Consider the following 19156-nt stretch of genomic DNA (forward strand, 5'->3'; position numbering starts at 1 on the left):
ACCAAGAGGGCTTTTTTTGATCAAGTCCCCGGAAAAGCTCCTAACGGGAATGCTCCTTAAATGTTTATAGTTTCACGCGTTTCAAACGAAGCGCATTGGTAACAACCGACACCGAGCTGAACGCCATCGCTGCCCCCGCGATCCATGGTTCTAATAATCCGAATGCGGCGACCGGAATGCCGATCGTATTATAAAACAACGCCCAGAACAGATTTTGCCGAATGTTTTTCATCGTTTGGCGGCTCAACTCAATGGCTTTCGGGATATGGCGCAAATCGCCGCCGACCAAGGTCACGTCCGCGGTCTCGATGGCGACATCAGCTCCTGTGCCAATCGCCATCCCAATATCCGCTTTGGCCAGAGCTGGAGCGTCGTTAATCCCATCGCCGACCATCGCCACACGTTTTCCTTGCTTTTGCAATTCCTCGACGATGTTCGCTTTGTTTTCCGGGAGCACCTCGGCGTACACATGCTCAATGCCTACTTCATTGGCGATCGCTTCCGCTGTCCGTTGATTGTCCCCTGTTGCCATATAGACATCGATACCCATTTGTTTTAATGTTTGAATGGCTTCTTTGGAGCTTTCTTTTACCGTATCCGCGACCGCAATGATGCCGGCAAGCTGTCCATCGATGGCAACGAGCATCACTGTTTTCCCTTGTTTTTCAAGCTCTACCATTTTATCTTCATGCACAGAAATCGCTACAGAGCGTTCCTTCATCAATTTTCGCGTCCCAATAAGGATGCTTTTTCCGTCAATGACAGCTTCAATTCCGTGGCCGGTAATGGCGGAGAAGTGCTCCAATGGCTTCATCGAAATCGCTTGTTTCTTCCCGTATTCAACAATCGCATGAGCCAGCGGATGCTCCGAAGCGCTCTCGGCGGAAACCGCATAATCGAGCATGTCCTCGCGGAAGGCCAGCACATCGGTGACTTCCGGTTTTCCTTTTGTCACGGTTCCTGTTTTATCGAGTAATACGGCATTGATTTGATGCGTTCTCTCTAGGTACTCACCTCCTTTAAAGAGAATTCCCTGTTCTGCCCCTTTGCCGGTGCCGACCATAATCGATGTCGGTGTGGCCAAACCGAGCGCACAAGGGCACGCGATGACAAGAACGGCGATGGCCGCCTCAAGCGCTTTCGCCAAATCACCCGGCGCAGCAAAGAAGTACCAGATCATAAATGCAACAACCGCAATTCCGACAACAATTGGTACGAAAATACCCGAAATGACATCCGCCATCCGCTGAATCGGAGCTTTCGAACCTTGTGCCTCTTCGACGATTTTAATGATATTGGCAAGTGCTGTATCTTTTCCTACTTTTTCTGCTCGAATGGTCAGCACCCCATTTGTATTAATGGTCGCTCCGATCACATAGTCGCCTTCCTTCTTATCAACCGGAATCGATTCACCGGTAATCATCGATTCGTCTACGGAAGAGGCGCCGGAGATGACTGTACCGTCCACCGGGATTTTTTCTCCTGGCTTGACAAGGATCGTATCGCCGATCACCACTTCCTCGAGCGGAACTTTTCTTTCTTCCCCATTACGGATGACAGTAGCTTCCTTTGCCTGCAGGCTGACTAGCTTCGAGATCGCTTCGGTTGTTCGCCCTTTCGCAAGAGCCTCAACGTATTTTCCGACAAGCACAAGCGTAATCAAGACGGCGCTTGTTTCAAAATACAGTCTCGGCATATAGTCAGGATTCCCAAGTGTCCGAAAAGCTTCGTACAAGCTGTAAACGTACGCGGCCGATGTTCCAAGCGCTACTAGGACGTCCATGTTCGCGCTCTTGTTTCGCAACGCCCGGTACGCCCCGACATAGAAAGGACCGCCGATGTAGAACTGAACCGGTGTAGCGAAAAGAAGCTGGAACCACGGATTCATCAAGAGCTGCGGCATCGGCAAGCCCATATCAAACGGCATATGAGCCAGCATCGTATAAAGCAGCGGCAACGATAAGATGATAGAAATGGCAAGTTGCCGTTGTTTTTGTTTCAACCGCTCTTCTTTCCGGCCAGCATCGTCTTGTTCTTCGTTTCGAATTTGCCCCTTATACCCAAGCTTTTTGATTTTCTCTAAAATGTCTTCGACAGATGTAACACCCTCCTTGTATTCGACCACCGCGCTGTTTGTCGCCAAGTTGACAGCAGCGCTTGTCACACCTTCCATCCGATTTAACCCTTTTTCAATCCGCGTCGCACAGGCCGCACATGTCATTCCTTCAATATCAAGCGTCACTTTTTCCGTCGCAACGCCATACCCCAAATTCTCAATTTTCGTTTCGATATCGGCGATCGTTTGCTTCGATGGATCGTATTGAATCGTGGCTTTTTCCATGGCCAAATTGACATGGGCTTTGACGCCTTCCATCTTATTCAATACTTTCTCAATCCGATTGGCGCACGCGGCGCATGTCATGCCGGTCACCTTCAGCGTCACGGTTTTCGGCTCCCCCATTTCCCGTTTCCCCCCTTACTTCGAAAATTGTTTCATCACATCCATCAATTCGCGAATCGATTCGTCTCCGCTCCCTTCACGGATCGCTTTCGCCACGCAATGGCTCACGTGGCGTTCAAGCAGCTGCAGCCCGACTTGGTTCAACGCCGCTCTGATCGCAGAAATTTGCACTAAAATATCGATGCAATACCGATTGTCCTCCACCATTTTTTGCACCCCGCGCACTTGCCCTTCAATGCGCTTCAAGCGCTTGATGATGCGTTCGATTTCCTGTTCCGTTCGTGGAACCATTTTTTTATCCACATGATGATCTTCATAATGGTTCATCAAACATCACCTCTTTTCATTACATTATACCGGTAATGGGTATAAAACGCAACATAAGCTCCTTAATACAAATCATGCCCACCATCATCAAGCCAATTGTTCAGCTGACTCGGACTCATTGCCTACCGAAAGAAAAAGCGAACGGTGCTCACCGTCCGCTTTGGGCAATCCATTGAACAAACCGTTCGATCACCTGATCCAACAATTGGATCGTTGCTGCGTCCGTCAATTGCCCCGATTCATCGAACTTTTGGTTCACAAAATTAATCAATACCTCGTTCCCGGCAGGCGGCAACACTTTCGCAGCCAGCCCCGGGCTTTGCAAGATTTGGCGCAAATGAAGCTGGGCTCGGATTGTTCCCATCATCCCTGTCGATACTCCGACAATCATCACGGGTTTATTGACCAACACTTTGTCCACACGCGACAGCCAATCTAGCGCGTTTTTCAGCACGCCGGGAACGGACCAATTGTACTCCGGTGTCACGATCAAAACCCCGTCCGCATCCGCCACTTGCCGCTTGAATGCCGCCACGACTTCGGGCGGATCGAGTTCATCGTCTTGATTGTAATGCGGCAGAGCGCCGATATCGGCAATGTCCAATTGGAATTTGTCTTTGTACCGTTCTCGCATAAACTCCGCTAATTTCCGGTTATATGAGTCTTTTCGCAAGCTTCCGACAAGAGCCACAATGTTCATCATTTTCGTCCTCCTTCAAATGGGGTTGATGGTCAATTTCCCCCGCAGCGCAAGGCGAGCGCGCATTCCCTTACTATTTTGCCATTCGATTCCATCAGCTGCCTTTTGCTTCAAATTCCCCTTGCGGTCATTCCCATTATAACTCTTCCCCGTTCGTCGCGATGACGTTTTGATACCAATCAAACGACTTTTTCTTTCTCCGCTCGAGCGTGCCGCTGCCGTCATCGTGTTTATCGACGTAAATCAACCCGTACCGTTTTGAAAACTCGCCGGTCGAGGCGCTCACGAGGTCAATGCAGCCCCATACGAGATAGCCAATCAATTCGACGCCATCGGCGATCGCTTCACGCGCTGCTTCGATATGACGGCGCAAATAGTCAATGCGGTAATCGTCGTGAATCGAGCCGTCTTCTTCCACTTTGTCATGCGCCCCAAGCCCGTTTTCCACAATAAAAAGCGGTACGCGATACCGATCGTACAACCGGTTTAAAATGATGCGCAGCCCTATAGGGTCGATCTCCCAGCCCCAGTCGCTCGCTTTAAGGAACGGGTTTTTCACCCCATCAAATACGCTGCCGGGGATGAGCTCATCATCCATCTTGTCTTTTTTCTGGGTGACGGACATATAGTAGCTTAAACCGATATAGTCGACCGTATGCTTCTTGATCAGTTCCAAATCCCCGTCGCGAATATCGAGTTTCACCCCGCGCTCGTCGAACACGCGTTTCATAAAGGATGGATACTCGCCGCGCACTTGAACGTCGGCGCAAAAGAAATTCAACAGCCGCTCCTCTTCAAGTGCATGCATGACGTTTTCTGGATTGCAGTCGTACGGGTACACGGGGGCGGCGAGAATCATGCAGCCGATTTTTGCGTCCGGAATGATCTCGCGGCACGCTTTCACCGCCAAGCTGCTGGCGACAAATTGATGATGGAACGCTTGAAACAACTCTTGATATTTCGTCTCTTCGCTTTCCGGCACAAATCCCATGCTCATGAGCGGAAAATGGAGCGCACCGTTTATTTCGTTAAACGTCAGCCAATATTTCACTTTCTCCTTGTAACGCTCAAAAATCGCTCTCGCGTAACGTTCAAACAACGCCACGAGCTCTCGGTTGCGCCAGCCGCCGTATTCTTTGGCCAAATGGAGCGGCATTTCATAGTGGGAAATCGTCACCACCGGCTCAATCCCGTACTTATGTAACTCATCGAACACCTGATCATAGAAGGCAAGCCCTTCTTCATTCGGTTCCGATTCCGTACCGTTCGGGAAGATGCGCGTCCAGGCGATCGATAGGCGGAACGCTTTAAACCCCATCTCGGCAAACAAGGCAATGTCCTCTTTATACCGATGGTAAAAGTCGATCGCTTCATGGTTCGGGTATGTATACTTCTCTTTATCAATGGCAAACTTTAGTCCTTTCTCTTTCAGCAGCTGCTGTCGTATTTTCCCTCCCGGAAGCACATCGGCAATGCTTACCCCTTTGTTTCCTTCGCCAAATCCTCCTTCGATCTGGTTGGCCGCCGTCGCTCCTCCCCATAAAAAGCCTTCTGGAAACTTTTTATTCATCGGTTTATTCCTCCCTCTAGAAATGTTGATGTATCAAGGCTTTTCGGCCTCTCAGGGGTGTCCAAAAAATATTTTTCGACAAAATCCCTTACATCCTTTTTCAGTTTTGTGGATATCTTACAGACCTAGGGTGCGCTTCGCGGCCACGGCTGGGGATATTTTCCTTCCGTGGGGAGAAGCGTATTCGATGCACCCTTTGGATCTCCGCGTCGCTGATGAGGACGAACCCTCCCATGTCTCCGGGCGTCTTCGCGCCAACATTCCCTCGTTCGGTCTCGTCATCAGGCGGAGGCCGGCCAAGCTCCTTTGGGGACTCAAGGTCGAATGGATAAAATCACGCCAGCTTCTCCGGTGTCATCTGGTTGTCCAACGATTCTTCCGTTCGCAGGGGGAGGCCTTAGGCCGCCCGTTGCACCTGGGACAAGACGTCCTGTTTCATTCGCTCCGCGTCAAAGGCTTGTTTCTTCGTACAAATCGCAAACAGCACATTCAACAGCTTCCGGCACAAGGCGACGATGGATTGCTTTCCGGTCAGCGGGTTGACGGATCGGGTCGTGTAATATTCATGCAGCTCGCGAAACGCCTCGTTGTGCCGAATCAGCGGAATCATCGCCCGAAACAGCACCGATCGCAGCCGTTTCCGTCCCCGTTTGGAGATGTGCTTTTGCCCTTTGCGCTGGCCGGAGGAGTTCTCCTTGAGCGTCAGGCCCGCCAACTTCACCAATTGACGCGGGTCCCGATAATGGGCGAAGCTGCCGATCTCCGCCAGAAGATCGATAATCGTGGCGTCTCCCAACCCGTCGACCGTTTTCAACCATTGATACTCCATCGTCGTTTGAACCAATGCCTTCAACTCGGCGTCCAGTGCGGCGATCTCCGCCTCCAATTGGCGGTATCGGCGGACGAGCGCGGCGATCTCAAACCGGGCCATCGTCGTCCCTTCCGTCACCCCAATCGAGTCCTTCGCGGCGTTGATCAACGCCTGAATTTTGGCCTTCTGCGGGCATTTCAGCCCTTCGCTTTGCCGGTACACCTCGATGAGCTCCTCGGCGGTCCGACCCGCCATATCGGCCGGAAACGGCGTCCACTCCAACACCGAAAGCGCCGTTTTTCCCAGATCGCGAAACACCATCCAAAACTCCGGAAAATACCGGTCGGTCCAGCGGATGATCGCATTTTTCACCGCCGTCTGTTCCTTGCGGAGCTTCTCTTTGAGCGTGCTTCCCACGCGCAAATCGGCTTCGATCTCGTGCAGCAGCCGGGGGACGAGGAATCGTCCGTCTTTCGCCAGTCTGGCGATGACTAGGGCATCTTTGGCGTCATGTTTCGTCGGCAGGTTGTCATCGAGTTCTTTCGACCGGCACACATGCGCCGGGTTGACCATGACCAACGGGATCCCGTGCTCCTCGAGGAAGTAGGCCAGGTTCAACCAGTAGTGCCCGGTCGGCTCCACCGCGACGATCACCTCTGACTTCCCGAACGCTTGCATCGCCTCCTGAATCGCTTCATACAGCTGGCGAAAGCCCTCTTTCGACTGGAAGATCGGGAACGATTTGCGAAGGACACGCCCCCGGTCATCCACGAAGCAGGCGTAGTGGGTTCGTTTCGCGATATCGATGCCCACGACAAGCGTTTGTTCGGTGACTTGATCAATTTTATAGTTTTGTGTACAATTCATCTGAAGTCCTCCTTGGTATGGTGAGTGATGTGTTTGACACCCCTGCATCATTGATATTATCCCTCTAGTGTAGACAGTTGGGAAAATGCCCATACTGTCATTAAAAACACTGGAGGGATTTGTTTATGTTCGAGACCAAGCAAACACCGAAAGGGAAGACCACTTATTCCGTGGAGTTTAAATGGAGGGCTGTCCAGATGTACATCGAAGAAGGATGGGGATATAAGCGGATATGCCAAGAGTTAGGGATTCCCTGCACGAAAACGATCAGACTTTGGGTAAAACGTTACCATGAACATGGTCTAAAAGGGCTCGAAGAACGGCGCGGGACATCCAAGTCTCCATTCAAGGGAAGGCCTCGAAAAAAAGAGTGCAGTTTAGAGGAAGAGAATCGAAGACTGAAAGCAGAGAATGATTATTTAAAAAAGTTACGAGAGCTGGCAAGGAGGTGAAACCGAAAGAGCGGTTCTCGATCATTCAGGAGTTATCCAACACCTATCCGATTGCCTGGCTATGCCAACTGGCCGGTGTGTCAAGAAGTGGATACTATCGATGGGTGAACCGGCAGGGAATCGTCACAGAGAAGCAAAAGGAAAATGAACAAATCAAACAAATGATCCTCGAATGCCATCAAAAGGTCAATGGGATCTATGGATACTACCGCGTGAAGGCATGGATCAAACGAAATTATGGGAAGACCGTGAATCATAAGCGAGTGTACCGACTGATGAAAGAGTTGGGGGTTCAGGCCAAAATCCGTCGAAAAAAGCCGAAGTATAAAGCGGGAAAGGAGAATATCGTAGCGTCGAACGTGTTAAACCGTGATTTTGCGGCCACTGCAGCCAACCAAAAATGGGTGACGGATATTACCTATGTGCCATTTCAAGGAACCTATTTGTATCTGTCTGCTATTAAAGATTTGTACAACAATGAAATCATTGCGTATCGCATCAGTCGTTCGAATGACTTAAAATTGGTGATCGAAACGGTCAAGGATGCCATCAAAAAACGGGATGCGCGAGGAGTCCTTCTCCATAGCGATCAAGGCTCCCAGTACACATCCCGCCAGTACCATCAACTGCTGAAGGCTCATCATATCATTCCTAGTATGTCCAGAAGAGGAAACTGTTTAGACAATGCCTGCATGGAAAATTTTTTCGGGCATTTGAAATCGGAAATGGTGGACCTTCCCACCTTTGAAACGGAAGAGGAAATGATCGAGGCGATCGATCAGTACATGTATTTTTATAATTATGAACGGTGCCAGAAAAAACTAGACTACCTCAGCCCAGTGGAATACCGAATTGCCCAAGCAGCCTAGCAGACGAACGGCTGAGAATGTCTCCTTCTTCAGCTTGCCAACGATGAAGTGGAATGAAGGAGACGTTGTCAAGTGCTTTCCTTGACAACGTTTCCTCATTCCACTATCCTAACAAGCAGCTGAAGAAGGTGGGTATTTTTCACACTGTCTACTTGACAGGGATATGTTCACATACCAAGAGGGCTTTTTTTGATCAAGTCCCCGGAAAAGCTCCTAACGGGAATGCTCCTTCTCTATAGGCACATAATAAACAAGAAGAGCACCTCCCCAGTGCTCCCCCTCTGTTTTTTGCAAGCAAAAAATGCAGAGAAGTGCAAGAAAAAATACATAGGCTTGCCAGCTCAAGACTTAAGGTTCCAGACCGGGGGCAGAGGACGGCTGGATCGCGGAGAGAGCGTTCCGCAGTCGATAGCTCTCTCCCGTAAAGGCCAAGATGTGGGCGTGGTGAACCAAGCGATCCACTAACGCTGCCGTCAAACGGTTGTCCCCAAACACCCGATTCCACTGTCCAAATTCTAGATTCGATGTCACCATGACGCTTTTTCGCTCGTAACAGTCGGCGATAATATGAAACAACAGTTCCGATCCTTGCTTTTGAAACGGCACATAGCCGAGTTCATCCAAAATCAACAGTTCGCATGGGTCGAGGCTTCGTTTCAGCCGTCCGAGCGTGCCGTTTTTCAACGCCTCTTCCAGCTGGGCGACAAGATCCGCGACGCGGAAAAACCGAACCTCATGGCCTTGTTGGCACGCCTGAATGCCAAGTGCTGTGGCGAGATGGGTTTTCCCCGTTCCAGGTGAACCTAAAAGCAGAACGTTTTGCTTTCGCTCCAAAAAGCGAAGGTCACACAGTTCCTCCCTCGATGTCGTGGCTGGCCAATGGATATGACCCGACCATTCGTAATCCTTCAGCCATTTCAACTCCCGAAACTTGGCTTTCTTGATCAGCCGAGCCTGTTTCGCTTCTTGGCGGCACGACAGTTCCAGCGCCAATACATCCCGCAAAAACTGTTCTTTCGTTTCGAATCTCACCTCCTCGAATCGATCTGCGATATAGGCCAAATGCAGCGCTTTACAAATCTCTTTCACCTCTGCTCTCATTTCTGGACACTCCCTTCCCGAGCGGGATGAAGACGTTGATCATACACCGTTAAATCCGTTTCATAGTCGATTAGAACGGAAGGGGTGTATGATTCTTCCCACTTGTCCGGGTAATAGGAGTGCTTCGCTTCCATCAACACGCCGATTTCATGAGGAGTCAAGTCCCATCGCTGACTCTCCTCGAGCCACTGGGCGATTTCGTAAAGCGTGTGCCGATCCAACAGCGCTCGCAGTCCTTTCAAACGGGCCACCACCTGGGGCGGGGGGCCAGCCAGATACATTCGGATCGCCTCCGGCAAGTACGTCCGGTAGCGGGAATGTCCGACAACCCGGGGTTTGGTCTCCCACTCAGCGAAAATCTCTTTCCAAGGGATTTCGCGTTTCACGTTCGTATACGGCCTTGGCGCTTCAAGATGGACGTCTCCATCGGAAGAGAACACAACGAAACGATTCCATTCTTTCTTCACCAACACCCGGTTGGGGACGGACAGGCCATGGACGACGAACGCCTTCCCATCCACCATCACTTCTCCGTATTTATTCACGTAAGCGTGATCGAGGGAGAAGATCGGAAGATCTTGTTCCGGCAACGCCAACAGCTCTGGTTGTTCTTCCTGCCATAGTTCCTCGATCCACCGCCCCTTTTCATAATGAGGACGGTTTCGGTCCTCGACCATCTTGCGATGCAGCCACTCCACCAGCTCCGGATCCGACTCCATCAATGGAGCGGGGATGAAACAAAGGTTGCGAGTGTAATAGACTTTTCGCTCCGCATTTCCTTTCTCATGTCCACTGTATGGATTGCACACTTGTACATCAAACCGATAGTAGAGTTGGAATTTCTCAAAAGCCTCGGTGAATCGGCGTTCTCCCCCTTTTCGAATCGACACAATGGCCGCGGACAAATTGTCAATGCGCAATGCCTTTGGCACTCCCCCAGCCTGACGAAACAGCTGCGTCAACCCGTGGAGGAAGCATTCACTGTTTTCCGCCGGCAGCGGATAAGCAAACGCAGCGTTGCTATAGGGAAAGCTCATGATCAAAACCGATCGCTCTTCTTCCTTCCCCTCCTTCGTCACCACCGTCATCTTCCCGAAATCCACCTGCGCCTCGCCTGGCGGGTGCTCCAGTCGTTCATAGCGCTGTTCTTTCTCGAGCTTGAGCTGCGGTCTTCGTTTTTGCACGTACGCGCAAACGGTGCGATACGAGCCTTGAAATCCATGGTCACGACAAAGCGCTTCAAACATCGTCTTGTTCGTTCGCCGTTGTTTTCTCGGCAGCTTGGCATCCTCCTCCAACCAGTCATCAATGATTTGCCCGTACCCTTCTTCCTCCATCATCCCCTTTTTGCGTTTGATGGTTGGTTGGACAGAAATGTCTTCATCTGCGTATTTCTTGACCGTTCTCCAGTTATATCCCGTTTCACGGGAAATTTCCGCAATCGATAACCCTTTCTTTTCACGCAGTTTTCTGATACGATTAATTTCGGGCATTGCCAGCATCCTTTCGCTCCTCCACTGTTTGGTTATGTGTTCACAACTTCCACAGTAGAGGAAATGTTAGAGGCTGGCAAGCCTTTTTTTCTTTGCCTTCAGCTCTGCACTTTTCGTTGCAGAACTCTGTATTTTTATTTTGCAATAAACACCCCTCCTCATTAGTTTACCAAAAATAACTTTGCTATATAAATTGAAATAAAGGTTTTCTCCCGTTCCACGGCGAATAAATAAAAGAGAAAATAGGGGAACGGAGAGAAAATATGATGCCAAATCACAAAGACGAGATCGAAAAGTTGTCCACTGCCATGAAAGAAGCAAAAAGTAAACGAGCATATGAACGCTACCAAGCGATTTATCTTCATTTGCAGGGATATACCAAAGGAGAAATCGCAACGATTATTGGTCGATCCAAGAAAACTATTTATAACTATATTCATGCCTACGCCCAGCGCGGTCTTGATGGACTGGAGATGAAATACTCACCTGGCGCCCCACGTCGATTGACCCCTGAGCAGGAAAAAGAGCTGGCTTTGATCATTGAACATCAGCTCCCCGTAGATGTGGGATTCGAAGCAAAATATAATTGGACGCTTGCGATAATCGCTGAACTCATTCAACAAAAGTGGGGGCCAACATACACGCTTCGCGGAACAAGTGACATTCTGCATCGGTTAGGGCTAAGCTATACGAAACCGACCTATACACTAGCCAATGCCGATGAAGAGAAACAAAAAGAAGGCTCTTCACCACAAAGTGTACTTGACAAAGAAAGACGATTATGATAAAGAAAATCAAAACAGCATTTTTCCTTTTTATACCACACATCTCTTTGAGCAACATTGCTATCATGTTTGTCTTTAAAAGTCAAGTACATCTTTTGGTGATGAACCAAAAAAACAACCCTTATCCTATCAGAAAAAGAAAACGATACGCATCCGCAGGGACATTAACATCCATCTACGCCACAAGCCATTCCTTCTCCAAAATCACGAAATGATTGTTTTTTCATTTCTTCTTCAATAATCTTTTCTAACGTTTCTTTCGAACGGACACCGGTAAGAACCGTATCCCCAATGACAAACGTCGGAACAGCGGTGATGTTCGCTTCTTCATACGCATGCTTGAGTGCGCGTTGGTGCGCTTCTTTGTATTTGCGCGTCTCAAGAGCTTGGCGAAACTCTTTTTCATCGAGTCCTACTTCCCCTGCCAGCTTTGTTAACACATCGATATCGCCAATGTCCTGCTCTTCTTGGAAAAAGGCGGTAAACATACGGTGATTGTATTCATTTGCTTTTCCCTTTTCTTTTGCATACTGATATCCTTCGAAAGCAAGGTGAGTGTACGGCTGTGGCGATACTCTCGGAAGTACGATCGGAATTCCCATCTGTTTCGCCATAGGATATACATACTGTTCCCATGTTTTTTGTAGATAGTCTCCTTCCGGACGAAGCGTTTCATTTGGGTATGGACGCAATTCAAACGGCATCCACTCAATTTGCACGTTTTTTCCCGCAGCTGCTTCTTGCAACGGTCTTTCCGCCAAAAAACAGAATGGACATACATAATCCGAATATACTTTTATCGTTAATGTCACTGTCATCACTTCCTTTATTTCATTTACTAAAGTGCTGGTTGCATTTATCATAATATTATCACATCTGTTTCGTATTTATCTAAAAAATCCCACATTACACACTTATAAATCTTTTTTATTATGCATACTCCCATTCGACTAGATGCACGTGCAGAAGAGAAAGAAACAACGGCAGTCAAACAACGTTCAAAAAAAAGGATATTACACACGCCAAGAAGTATATATAGATATCAAGAGACGAGACAGGAGAGAAATTAGATGAAAGAGAAAATCTTTTTAGTGTTGGCCAACTTATTTTGGGCTGGCAATTACTTAATCGGAAAATACGTCGTCGCAGAAATTGGTCCTTTATGGCTCACATTCATTCGTTGGAGTGTCGCGTTTTTGTTCCTTCTTCCCATCTCCTATTTTTTGGAACGGCCGCGCTACGGAGAAATCATGAAGCAATTTTGGCTGCCATTAAGCATCGCCGGTATTCTTGGCATTATTGGCTATAACCTGCTTCTTTACGGAGCATTGGAATATACATCACCGATGAATGCGGCGATTGTGAACGCGTTGAATCCGGCCGTTATCGTGATCTTGTCGTATTTTCTGTTAAAAGAACGCATGACGTTTGTCAATGTGGTTGGCTTTATCCTTTCGCTCGTCGGCGTATTGTTTATTTTAACCAACGGACATCTGCAGTGGATTTTCCAAACGAGCTATAACCGCGGCGATTTGATGATGTTAATCGCCGGCGTGGTGTGGGCGCTTTATTCGATCATCGGGAAAAAATTAGCCGTTCCTCCGATTACTGCGACTACTTGTTCCGTGTTTTTCAGCGTTATTTTGCTGCTTCCGTTTCTTTTATTGCAGCCGTTTCCGCTCGCCGGGTTAAGCGGAAAAGAGTGGATTGGCATCAGCTACATTTGTCTGTTTCCGTCCGTTTTTTCGTTTTTGTTTTGGAATCTGTCTGTAAAAAAGGTTGGACCGAGCTACGCAGGCATTTATTTAAACTTAATCGCTGTATTTACCGCGATAATCACGTTTTTGTTAGGAGGAAAAATTTCCGCGCCACAACTGATTGGCGGTGCATTCGTGTTGATTGGGGTTTATTTGGCAACCAATGTTCGAAAAACGGAAGCATCGCCGGCAAAAGATGCGAGCATGTAAATAAAAATCCCCTCAAGTTGCCTTGAGGGGATTTGATCATTATTTTTGAAGCAAGCGAATGAATTCGCGCATGAAACCAGGCAAGTCCGGCCAAGCATGTGCAGAAACGAGGTTTTGGTCGACATGTACTGTGCTGTCAGACACATACGTTGCCCCTAGTGCTTCCACGCCTGGCTTGCAAGCGATGTAAGCAGTCAAGCTGCGGCCTTTCAACAAATCTGGCATTGTTTCGAAAATGAGGGACGCATGGCAAATCGCAGCGATCGGTTTATTCGCTTCAAAGAAATGTCTAACAATGCGTTGAAGGTCCGCATCAAGACGAATGTATTCTGGTGCGCGTCCTCCTGGAATGACGATTGCGTCGTATTGCGTTGGATCGATATCGGCAAACGCCGCATGCGCCTCAATCAGGTATGCTTGTTTTTCCTCATATGTATCCCAGCCAGTAAAGTCATGCACAACCGTCTGTAATTTCTTTTTCTTCGGCGCGGCAATCGTTACGTCATATCCTTCTTCTAGTAAACGATAATATGGGTAATATACTTCTAGCGCTTCTACCGCATCTCCGGTTACAATCAATACTTTTTTGCTCATGATCATGCCTCCTTATTTATTTTTACTTACACTTTTATCATACCCAAAGATGGAAAAAATTAAAAGAGGTTCATCACCAAATTTTGTTATTTAGTGACAAAAAAGAGAAAGCACTGACGAGATCCTGGCAATAATGTTAGCGGTGAAATCAACATTAAGGAGGTCTCGTAAGTGCTTTCTATACCACTAGGATTGCCAGAATTTAAAGTGATTAAACAAGAACTTCTTTCCTATGGTTATGCGATTCATGTAGAGAAAACAGAGACACAGGAACGTTGCCCTCATTGTGGGTTTGCCACTTCCTCTGTCCACGACAGACGGACAAGAAAAGTACGGGATTTGGCGATTTTCCATCAACCGGTGTACTTGTTCGTAAAGGTAAAGCGCTATCGGTGTTGAAATTGTTCTCAAGTGTTTTCCGCCTCTTTGGAATCGATTCCACCCAATCAACATTACACCAATCGATTTTGTGAGTATTTGTATGAACTTTGCGAAGGCACCACCATTCAAGAGGTTAGTCGAAAGCACCGCATCCCATATACAACATTGGAACGCATTTATTACTCCATCGCATCGAAAAAAGCAAAAGAGCGTCAAACAGCGATAGAAGCATCTTCTCAAGAAGGAATGGTGCTTAGTTTAGATGAAATCGCGGTAAAAAAGGGACATCAGTATGAAACTGTATTGATGGATGCCAGAGCCGGATCGGTCATGGGAATGCATGCCGATCGCCAATGTGACTCCGCCATCAACTTGTTGAGCCAAAATATCCTGTCGAAAGAAATGGTCCAAACGGTGATTCTTGACATGTGGGGACCTTATCATAAGGCGGTTCGCGCCCTGTTTCCATCTGCTTCGATTGTCATCGATAAGTACCATGTGGTTCAAAAAGTGACACAAGCCTTGGATCAAGCAAGAAAGGAATTTTCTCCATTGAAAAAGGCTCGATATCTTCTCTTAAAAGGCTGTGAAAAGCTTCGTAAGGACCAACGGCTTCGATTAGACGATATCTTGGAGGAGTATCCAGCACTTTCCATTGCTTATGTGTAAATTAGCACATTATTTCAGAATCACTTTTTCAAATTATTTCAGATGGATTCTGAAATAATGTGCAAAATTTTTGCGGATTGTTCCGGATTTTGCACATTCTTTCGGAACGTTTGCACGCTCTTTCAGATGAAGATTTCCAGCGCGCCTGATGGACCGATGGAAAATGGAAAAGTGAAAGCACAAAAGAGGCCGATTCGGCCCCTTTCGTGCTAATACCCCATTTCCTCTGCGGCCATGCGCACCACTTCTTCGTCAATGGCGTCCTTTTTCAGCTGATACCCGTATAACAGGCACGTCGTGGCCAACGTGTTGATCACCCGAGGCCATCCCCGCGACTGCAGGGCAATCGCCTCTAACGCCGATGGAGTGAAGATCGGATGCTTCGCCCCGGCCTGTTTCATCCGATGCTCGATGTAGCCCGCCACCTCTTCCCTCTCCAGCGGCCCCATCCGGTATCGCATGATGATCCGCTGATCGAGAGGGTGGTGCTGATTGAGCCGCAGCTTCCCCTGTAAATGGGGCAGCCCGGCCAAAATCAAGACAAATGGGTTGGTCGAATCCATCTCAAAGTTGAACAAGATCGCGATGTCCTGTAAAAATGCATCCTTCGCTAAATGCATCTCGTCCAAAATGAACACCGGCGTGATCCGCCGTTCATGATACAATCGCTCGATCGCCTGCTGGATTTGGCGGAAGAGGTCTACCTTGCGGTACTTCGGTTCCTCTCCTAATCCCAAGGCCAAACCACGGTAAAAATCCATCACGCCTCCGGTGGATAACGGAAAGTAGACGACATGATACAATGATGGATTCAATGACTCTTTCAGCGCCCGAAGGGCGAACGTCTTGCCCGCCCCTGGCTCTCCGATCAACAGCCCGATCCCCCGGGTTCGTTTCACGTACTCCAGCGCCCGCAACGCTTCCTGAAACGGCGCCCCTTGATACGCCTCGGACGGGTCTGTTTCTTTCGCAAACGGCTCCCGCGAAAGGGAGTAAAACGATTTATACACCGTGTTCTCCCTCCTTCGCCGGAATCGCCGCAAACGGGGACCGATGGCGTTTTACATAGGCGTTGTCCTCCAAACGAACCCGAACGGCCTCCGCCACCTTCCTTCCATCTTCGTACACATAGACGCCCCGTTCGTCATAGCGGAGTTCAATCGATTGCCCAATGAACCGGGGCGGCACTTCATACAGCTGCTTGTTCAAGGTGATCGTTCCATCGGCTTTGACCTTGCGTTGCTCCCGCTTCAGAAAAATCGCATCCAGCCAATCGCCATCTTCGATGAACGACACGAGATGCACTTGCGATTGAAACACCTCATGCGGCGTTTTTCCGTCCAGTGAGGCGTGCGGTTTTCGATGATACTCCTCTTCAAGCCACTTCCAAAAACGCTCGTTCAACTCGTCAAGCGATTTCGGCGGATTCAGCTCCAACAGTGGATAAAACCGTGTCTGTACGGTGCGGAAGAACCGTTCGATTTTTCCCTTGCTTTGCGGGTCATACGGCTGGGTGTGGATGAGTGTAATCCCCATCTCGGCGCACGCATACTGCAGCACCTCGGACCGATAAATTTTCCCGTTGTCCGAGTAAATGCGTTTCGGCTTCCCGCAACGAAGCACCGCTTCCTTCGTGACGATCCGCAGCCCGTCAAACTTCTCCGAAGGGAAAAATTGGGCATATGGCACTAACCGCGAGCAGTCATCGATATACGCGATCAAAAACGTTTTCTGGGCTTTCCCATGGACGCGAATCGTGGGTCCATGGGATAAGTCCCCTTGCCATAGCTCATTGATCTGGTCATACGCAAAACGCTTTCGCTCCGGCATCGGCAAGATTTCTTTTCCGTGTGAGTAAAATATTTGTGGGTGACATTCAGGAATGATTCCCCGACGAGGGTTGCGAACTTTTGTTCGCGACGCTCGTCGGGGCCACCAAGCGAAGCGCGGTAGAAAAAAGCAAATGTCATGCAAAAAGGACTCTCTCCCTGCTATGATGGTGATTGTCAACATCAACCGAAAACAGGAGGGAGAGAGTCCATGAAACATCTTACCACAGAATGGCCTTTATTAAAAGAGCTGGAGGAACAATTAGTCAGAACTCTTCAAAAGGTGTTCGCTGTCTTGTTGGCGGCCCTTTTGGAGGAGATTGATCAACAACTGGCGGAAGCGCGGGACAAGCGCCGGTATCAGCTGAAAGACAAACGGCCGACTACGATCCAAACGCTGTTTGGAGAAGTGACGTTTCGACGGAACGACTACTATGACCGGCAAACGGGGAACTATACCTTCTTGCTGGATGCCGAACTGGGCTTTGATGGAGCGCAGTCGATCAGCCCTTGCCTCGAGGAAACGGCGGTCGAGTTGGCCGTAGAGTGCTCTTCCTACCGCAAAGCGGCCCGTACGTTGGAGTCGATCGTGGGGTATGCGGTCCTAAGCCACGAGGCGATTCGCCAACTGGTGCTGGAGGCCCCTGTCTCGCTGCACCACCCTGTTTCCCAACGGCACGGCCGAGTGCTATTTGTGGAGGCGGATGGGCTGTTCATTTCCCGCCAGGGGAAAGGGAAACGGGCGAAAGAAGAGAAAATCCTGGCGGTTCACGAGGGATGGAAACGAAACGGTTCGCAGCTCGAGCTCGTGAACCGGCGCCACTACCTCCATGAAGGGGCGGGAGACGTGTGGGAACGGTTTGAAGAGTGGCTGATGAACGAATATGCCTATGACCCGTGCCGGGACCTTTTGATCATCAACGGCGACGCGGCGTCGTGGATCACAGCCTGCCGGGAGTATTTTGGAAAGCGAGCCTGCTTTCAGCTGGATCGATTTCATGTGGCGCGGGAGCTGCGTCAGTGTCTGTCCGGCCATCCGCGTTGGCGGGAGGTGCGGAAGAAGCTGGCGAAACAAGACGAAGAGGGGCTTCTCGTGGAGCTGAACAGCGCGGTCGGCACGTTGGAGGACGAAGCGAAAGAGAAGCAGATGGTTGCCATGATCCGTCGGATCGAGTCGATGCCGGGATGCATCCGGGACTATCGGGAGTGGCTGTCGGAGCAAGGGGTGGAGACGACCGGCATGCGTCCGATGGGCCACGCCGAGAGCGTGATGAGCCGGTTTGCGCATCGGGTGAAATCCCGCCGCAGCTGGAAAGACCAAGGGCTTCGGGCGTTTCTGAGGGCGATGGCAGCCCGAATCGACGGGATTTGGCGGAGAAATGGGCAGTTGGTGGAGGAAGAAGAGACCCGAACGGCAGCCTCGGCCTCGACGAAGTCCAAGCGGGTTGAACAGGCCAAACGGAAGGCAGGACGGTTGTGGGCAGATGTGGTGCGTCAGAATCTACCGTGTCTGCAGCGGTCATCCGGGACGCCGATCCATCAAGCGTTGTCGGCGCTTCGGGATTTTGGTTGGGTGTAAAAAAATGGAATACAATATCATCACTTCAAGATGAGGGATGAGAGTCCGAAAGCGCTTACGATATCAATTCCTGAAAATGGTTCGCTAACTAGTGATTGACAACGCCCGTAGTGAACCGAAAAAATGTTCTCCACAAAGTCTTGACTGACTCTTCTTTTCCCACCAGGTTGTGTTTTTTCAACAATCGGTATATAGTAAAGTATGAGAGGGTGGTGGGAATGTCCCCCTGCTTGGTGAGTTGTTCGTAGAATAGGGTCACGGGCATGGTGGGATGTTCCTTCCTCAATGCTAGAATATGATCCTCATCATCGGGGGACAGACGTCTGGAGCGGCCGCGGTCCGAACGGCGCTTCGGCTTCAAGGCGTCGAAGCCCCCTTTTTTGTATCGGGCGCACCAATCCAGAATCGTCTTCGCCGCAATGGGTTTGTCCCCTTGATGGGGAATCGAGTGCACTCGCCCGCCCACCTCATTCAAATACGCTTTGGGCTCCACCTGGCCATTCACCAACGGAGCGATCAGCCCGTACCGAAACAGCGCGATGTCGTGTCTCATCGATTCATCCATCCGGATCTCCTCCCTGTCTCCCTGTGATGTTGGACCGTCCCGGTCCCCTCTACCCCCTATCTTACGAAACGGCTCGAGATTCGTCGAGAGGAAGGGTTTGTGGGAACATCAACCATCTCCATTTTTGGTGTTAAGT

General features: G+C 49.5%; 14 protein-coding genes and 4 pseudogenes. 6 read left to right on the top strand and 12 right to left on the bottom strand.

Annotated features, from left to right (window positions below; genetic code table 11):
• Nucleotides 1-64 precede the first annotated feature (64 nt).
• The 5 genes from CWI35_RS05700 to CWI35_RS05725 form a co-directional block, all read right to left on the bottom strand.
• Complete coding sequence (locus CWI35_RS05700; RefSeq protein WP_119877571.1) at nucleotides 65-2461, bottom strand: heavy metal translocating P-type ATPase; 2397 nt, start codon at nucleotides 2459-2461, stop codon at nucleotides 65-67.
• Nucleotides 2462-2476: 15 nt separating this feature from the next.
• Nucleotides 2477-2788, bottom strand: a complete 312-nt coding sequence (locus tag CWI35_RS05705) for a metal-sensing transcriptional repressor (RefSeq protein WP_013523213.1) — start codon at nucleotides 2786-2788, stop codon at nucleotides 2477-2479.
• A 148-nt stretch (nucleotides 2789-2936) separates the two neighbouring features.
• Complete coding sequence (locus CWI35_RS05710; RefSeq protein WP_033006883.1) at nucleotides 2937-3488, bottom strand: NADPH-dependent FMN reductase; 552 nt, start codon at nucleotides 3486-3488, stop codon at nucleotides 2937-2939.
• Between the two features lie 136 nt (nucleotides 3489-3624).
• Nucleotides 3625-5058: a glycoside hydrolase family 1 protein gene (locus CWI35_RS05715; RefSeq protein ID WP_119877572.1), complete on the bottom strand. Its 1434-nt coding sequence runs from the start codon at nucleotides 5056-5058 to the stop codon at nucleotides 3625-3627.
• 397 nt (nucleotides 5059-5455) lie between these two features.
• Nucleotides 5456-6736 (bottom strand): IS110 family RNA-guided transposase, encoded by a 1281-nt coding sequence (locus tag CWI35_RS05725; protein WP_119877354.1) that lies wholly within the window; start codon nucleotides 6734-6736, stop codon nucleotides 5456-5458.
• A gap of 197 nt (nucleotides 6737-6933) precedes the next feature.
• Here CWI35_RS05725 and CWI35_RS05730 point away from each other — a divergent pair, with 197 nt between their 5' ends.
• Both CWI35_RS05730 and CWI35_RS05735 read left to right on the top strand, forming a co-directional pair.
• The gene (locus CWI35_RS05730) at nucleotides 6934-7188 is read left to right on the top strand and encodes a helix-turn-helix domain-containing protein (protein WP_108430427.1); all 255 of its coding nucleotides are present in this window, start codon (nucleotides 6934-6936) and stop codon (nucleotides 7186-7188) included.
• Nucleotides 7185-8057 (top strand): IS3 family transposase, encoded by an 873-nt coding sequence (locus tag CWI35_RS05735; RefSeq protein ID WP_044743016.1) that lies wholly within the window; start codon nucleotides 7185-7187, stop codon nucleotides 8055-8057. Before CWI35_RS05730 ends, CWI35_RS05735 begins: the two co-directional genes overlap by 4 nt.
• Nucleotides 8058-8405: 348 nt before the next feature.
• Here the strand turns inward: CWI35_RS05735 and istB are convergent, their stop codons facing one another.
• A complete protein-coding gene (gene istB / locus CWI35_RS05740) occupies nucleotides 8406-9158 on the bottom strand; it encodes an IS21-like element helper ATPase IstB (protein WP_041468500.1) in 753 nt (250 codons plus the stop codon).
• Nucleotides 9155-10660, bottom strand: a complete 1506-nt coding sequence (istA, locus tag CWI35_RS05745; protein ID WP_015374822.1) for an IS21 family transposase — start codon at nucleotides 10658-10660, stop codon at nucleotides 9155-9157. Before istA ends, istB begins: the two co-directional genes overlap by 4 nt.
• Before the next feature lie 254 nt (nucleotides 10661-10914).
• On the opposite strand from istA, the pseudogene CWI35_RS05750 reads away from it, so the two are divergent.
• A pseudogene (locus tag CWI35_RS05750) lies at nucleotides 10915-11391 on the top strand (IS630-like element ISBs2 family transposase); the annotation flags it as partial.
• A 209-nt stretch (nucleotides 11392-11600) separates the two neighbouring features.
• On the opposite strand, the gene CWI35_RS05755 reads toward CWI35_RS05750, so the two are convergent.
• Nucleotides 11601-12248, bottom strand: coding sequence for a DsbA family oxidoreductase (locus CWI35_RS05755; RefSeq protein ID WP_119877573.1), 648 nt, complete (start codon nucleotides 12246-12248; stop codon nucleotides 11601-11603).
• 258 nt (nucleotides 12249-12506) lie between these two features.
• Here CWI35_RS05755 and CWI35_RS05760 point away from each other — a divergent pair, with 258 nt between their 5' ends.
• Entirely contained in the window at nucleotides 12507-13403 is an 897-nt protein-coding gene (locus CWI35_RS05760; RefSeq protein ID WP_119877574.1) for a DMT family transporter, read from the top strand.
• A gap of 39 nt (nucleotides 13404-13442) precedes the next feature.
• Here the strand turns inward: CWI35_RS05760 and CWI35_RS05765 are convergent, their stop codons facing one another.
• Nucleotides 13443-13997 (bottom strand): DJ-1/PfpI family protein, encoded by a 555-nt coding sequence (locus tag CWI35_RS05765; RefSeq protein ID WP_033016350.1) that lies wholly within the window; start codon nucleotides 13995-13997, stop codon nucleotides 13443-13445.
• 171 nt (nucleotides 13998-14168) lie between these two features.
• On the opposite strand from CWI35_RS05765, the pseudogene CWI35_RS05770 reads away from it, so the two are divergent.
• Nucleotides 14169-15041, top strand: a pseudogene (locus CWI35_RS05770) (ISL3 family transposase); the annotation flags it as partial.
• A 215-nt stretch (nucleotides 15042-15256) separates the two neighbouring features.
• Here CWI35_RS05770 and CWI35_RS05780 read toward each other — a convergent pair.
• Both CWI35_RS05780 and CWI35_RS05785 read right to left on the bottom strand, forming a co-directional pair.
• Nucleotides 15257-16057, bottom strand: a complete 801-nt coding sequence (locus CWI35_RS05780) for an ExeA family protein (RefSeq protein WP_011230283.1) — start codon at nucleotides 16055-16057, stop codon at nucleotides 15257-15259.
• Nucleotides 16050-16940: pseudogene (locus CWI35_RS05785) on the bottom strand (DDE-type integrase/transposase/recombinase); the annotation flags it as partial. The pseudogene CWI35_RS05785 and the gene CWI35_RS05780, both read right to left, overlap by 8 nt.
• A gap of 147 nt (nucleotides 16941-17087) precedes the next feature.
• Between CWI35_RS05785 and CWI35_RS05790 the strand changes: the two are divergent.
• Nucleotides 17088-18455: an ISLre2-like element ISGsp3 family transposase gene (locus tag CWI35_RS05790; protein WP_119877575.1), complete on the top strand. Its 1368-nt coding sequence runs from the start codon at nucleotides 17088-17090 to the stop codon at nucleotides 18453-18455.
• Nucleotides 18456-18606: 151 nt separating this feature from the next.
• Here CWI35_RS05790 and CWI35_RS05795 read toward each other — a convergent pair.
• A pseudogene (locus tag CWI35_RS05795) lies at nucleotides 18607-19020 on the bottom strand (helix-turn-helix domain-containing protein); the annotation flags it as partial.
• Nucleotides 19021-19156: the final 136 nt, after the last annotated feature.

Origin of the sequence: [Bacillus] caldolyticus (assembly GCF_003595605.1) — a bacterium.
Taxonomy (GTDB): Bacteria; Bacillota; Bacilli; order Bacillales; family Anoxybacillaceae; genus Geobacillus; species Geobacillus thermoleovorans.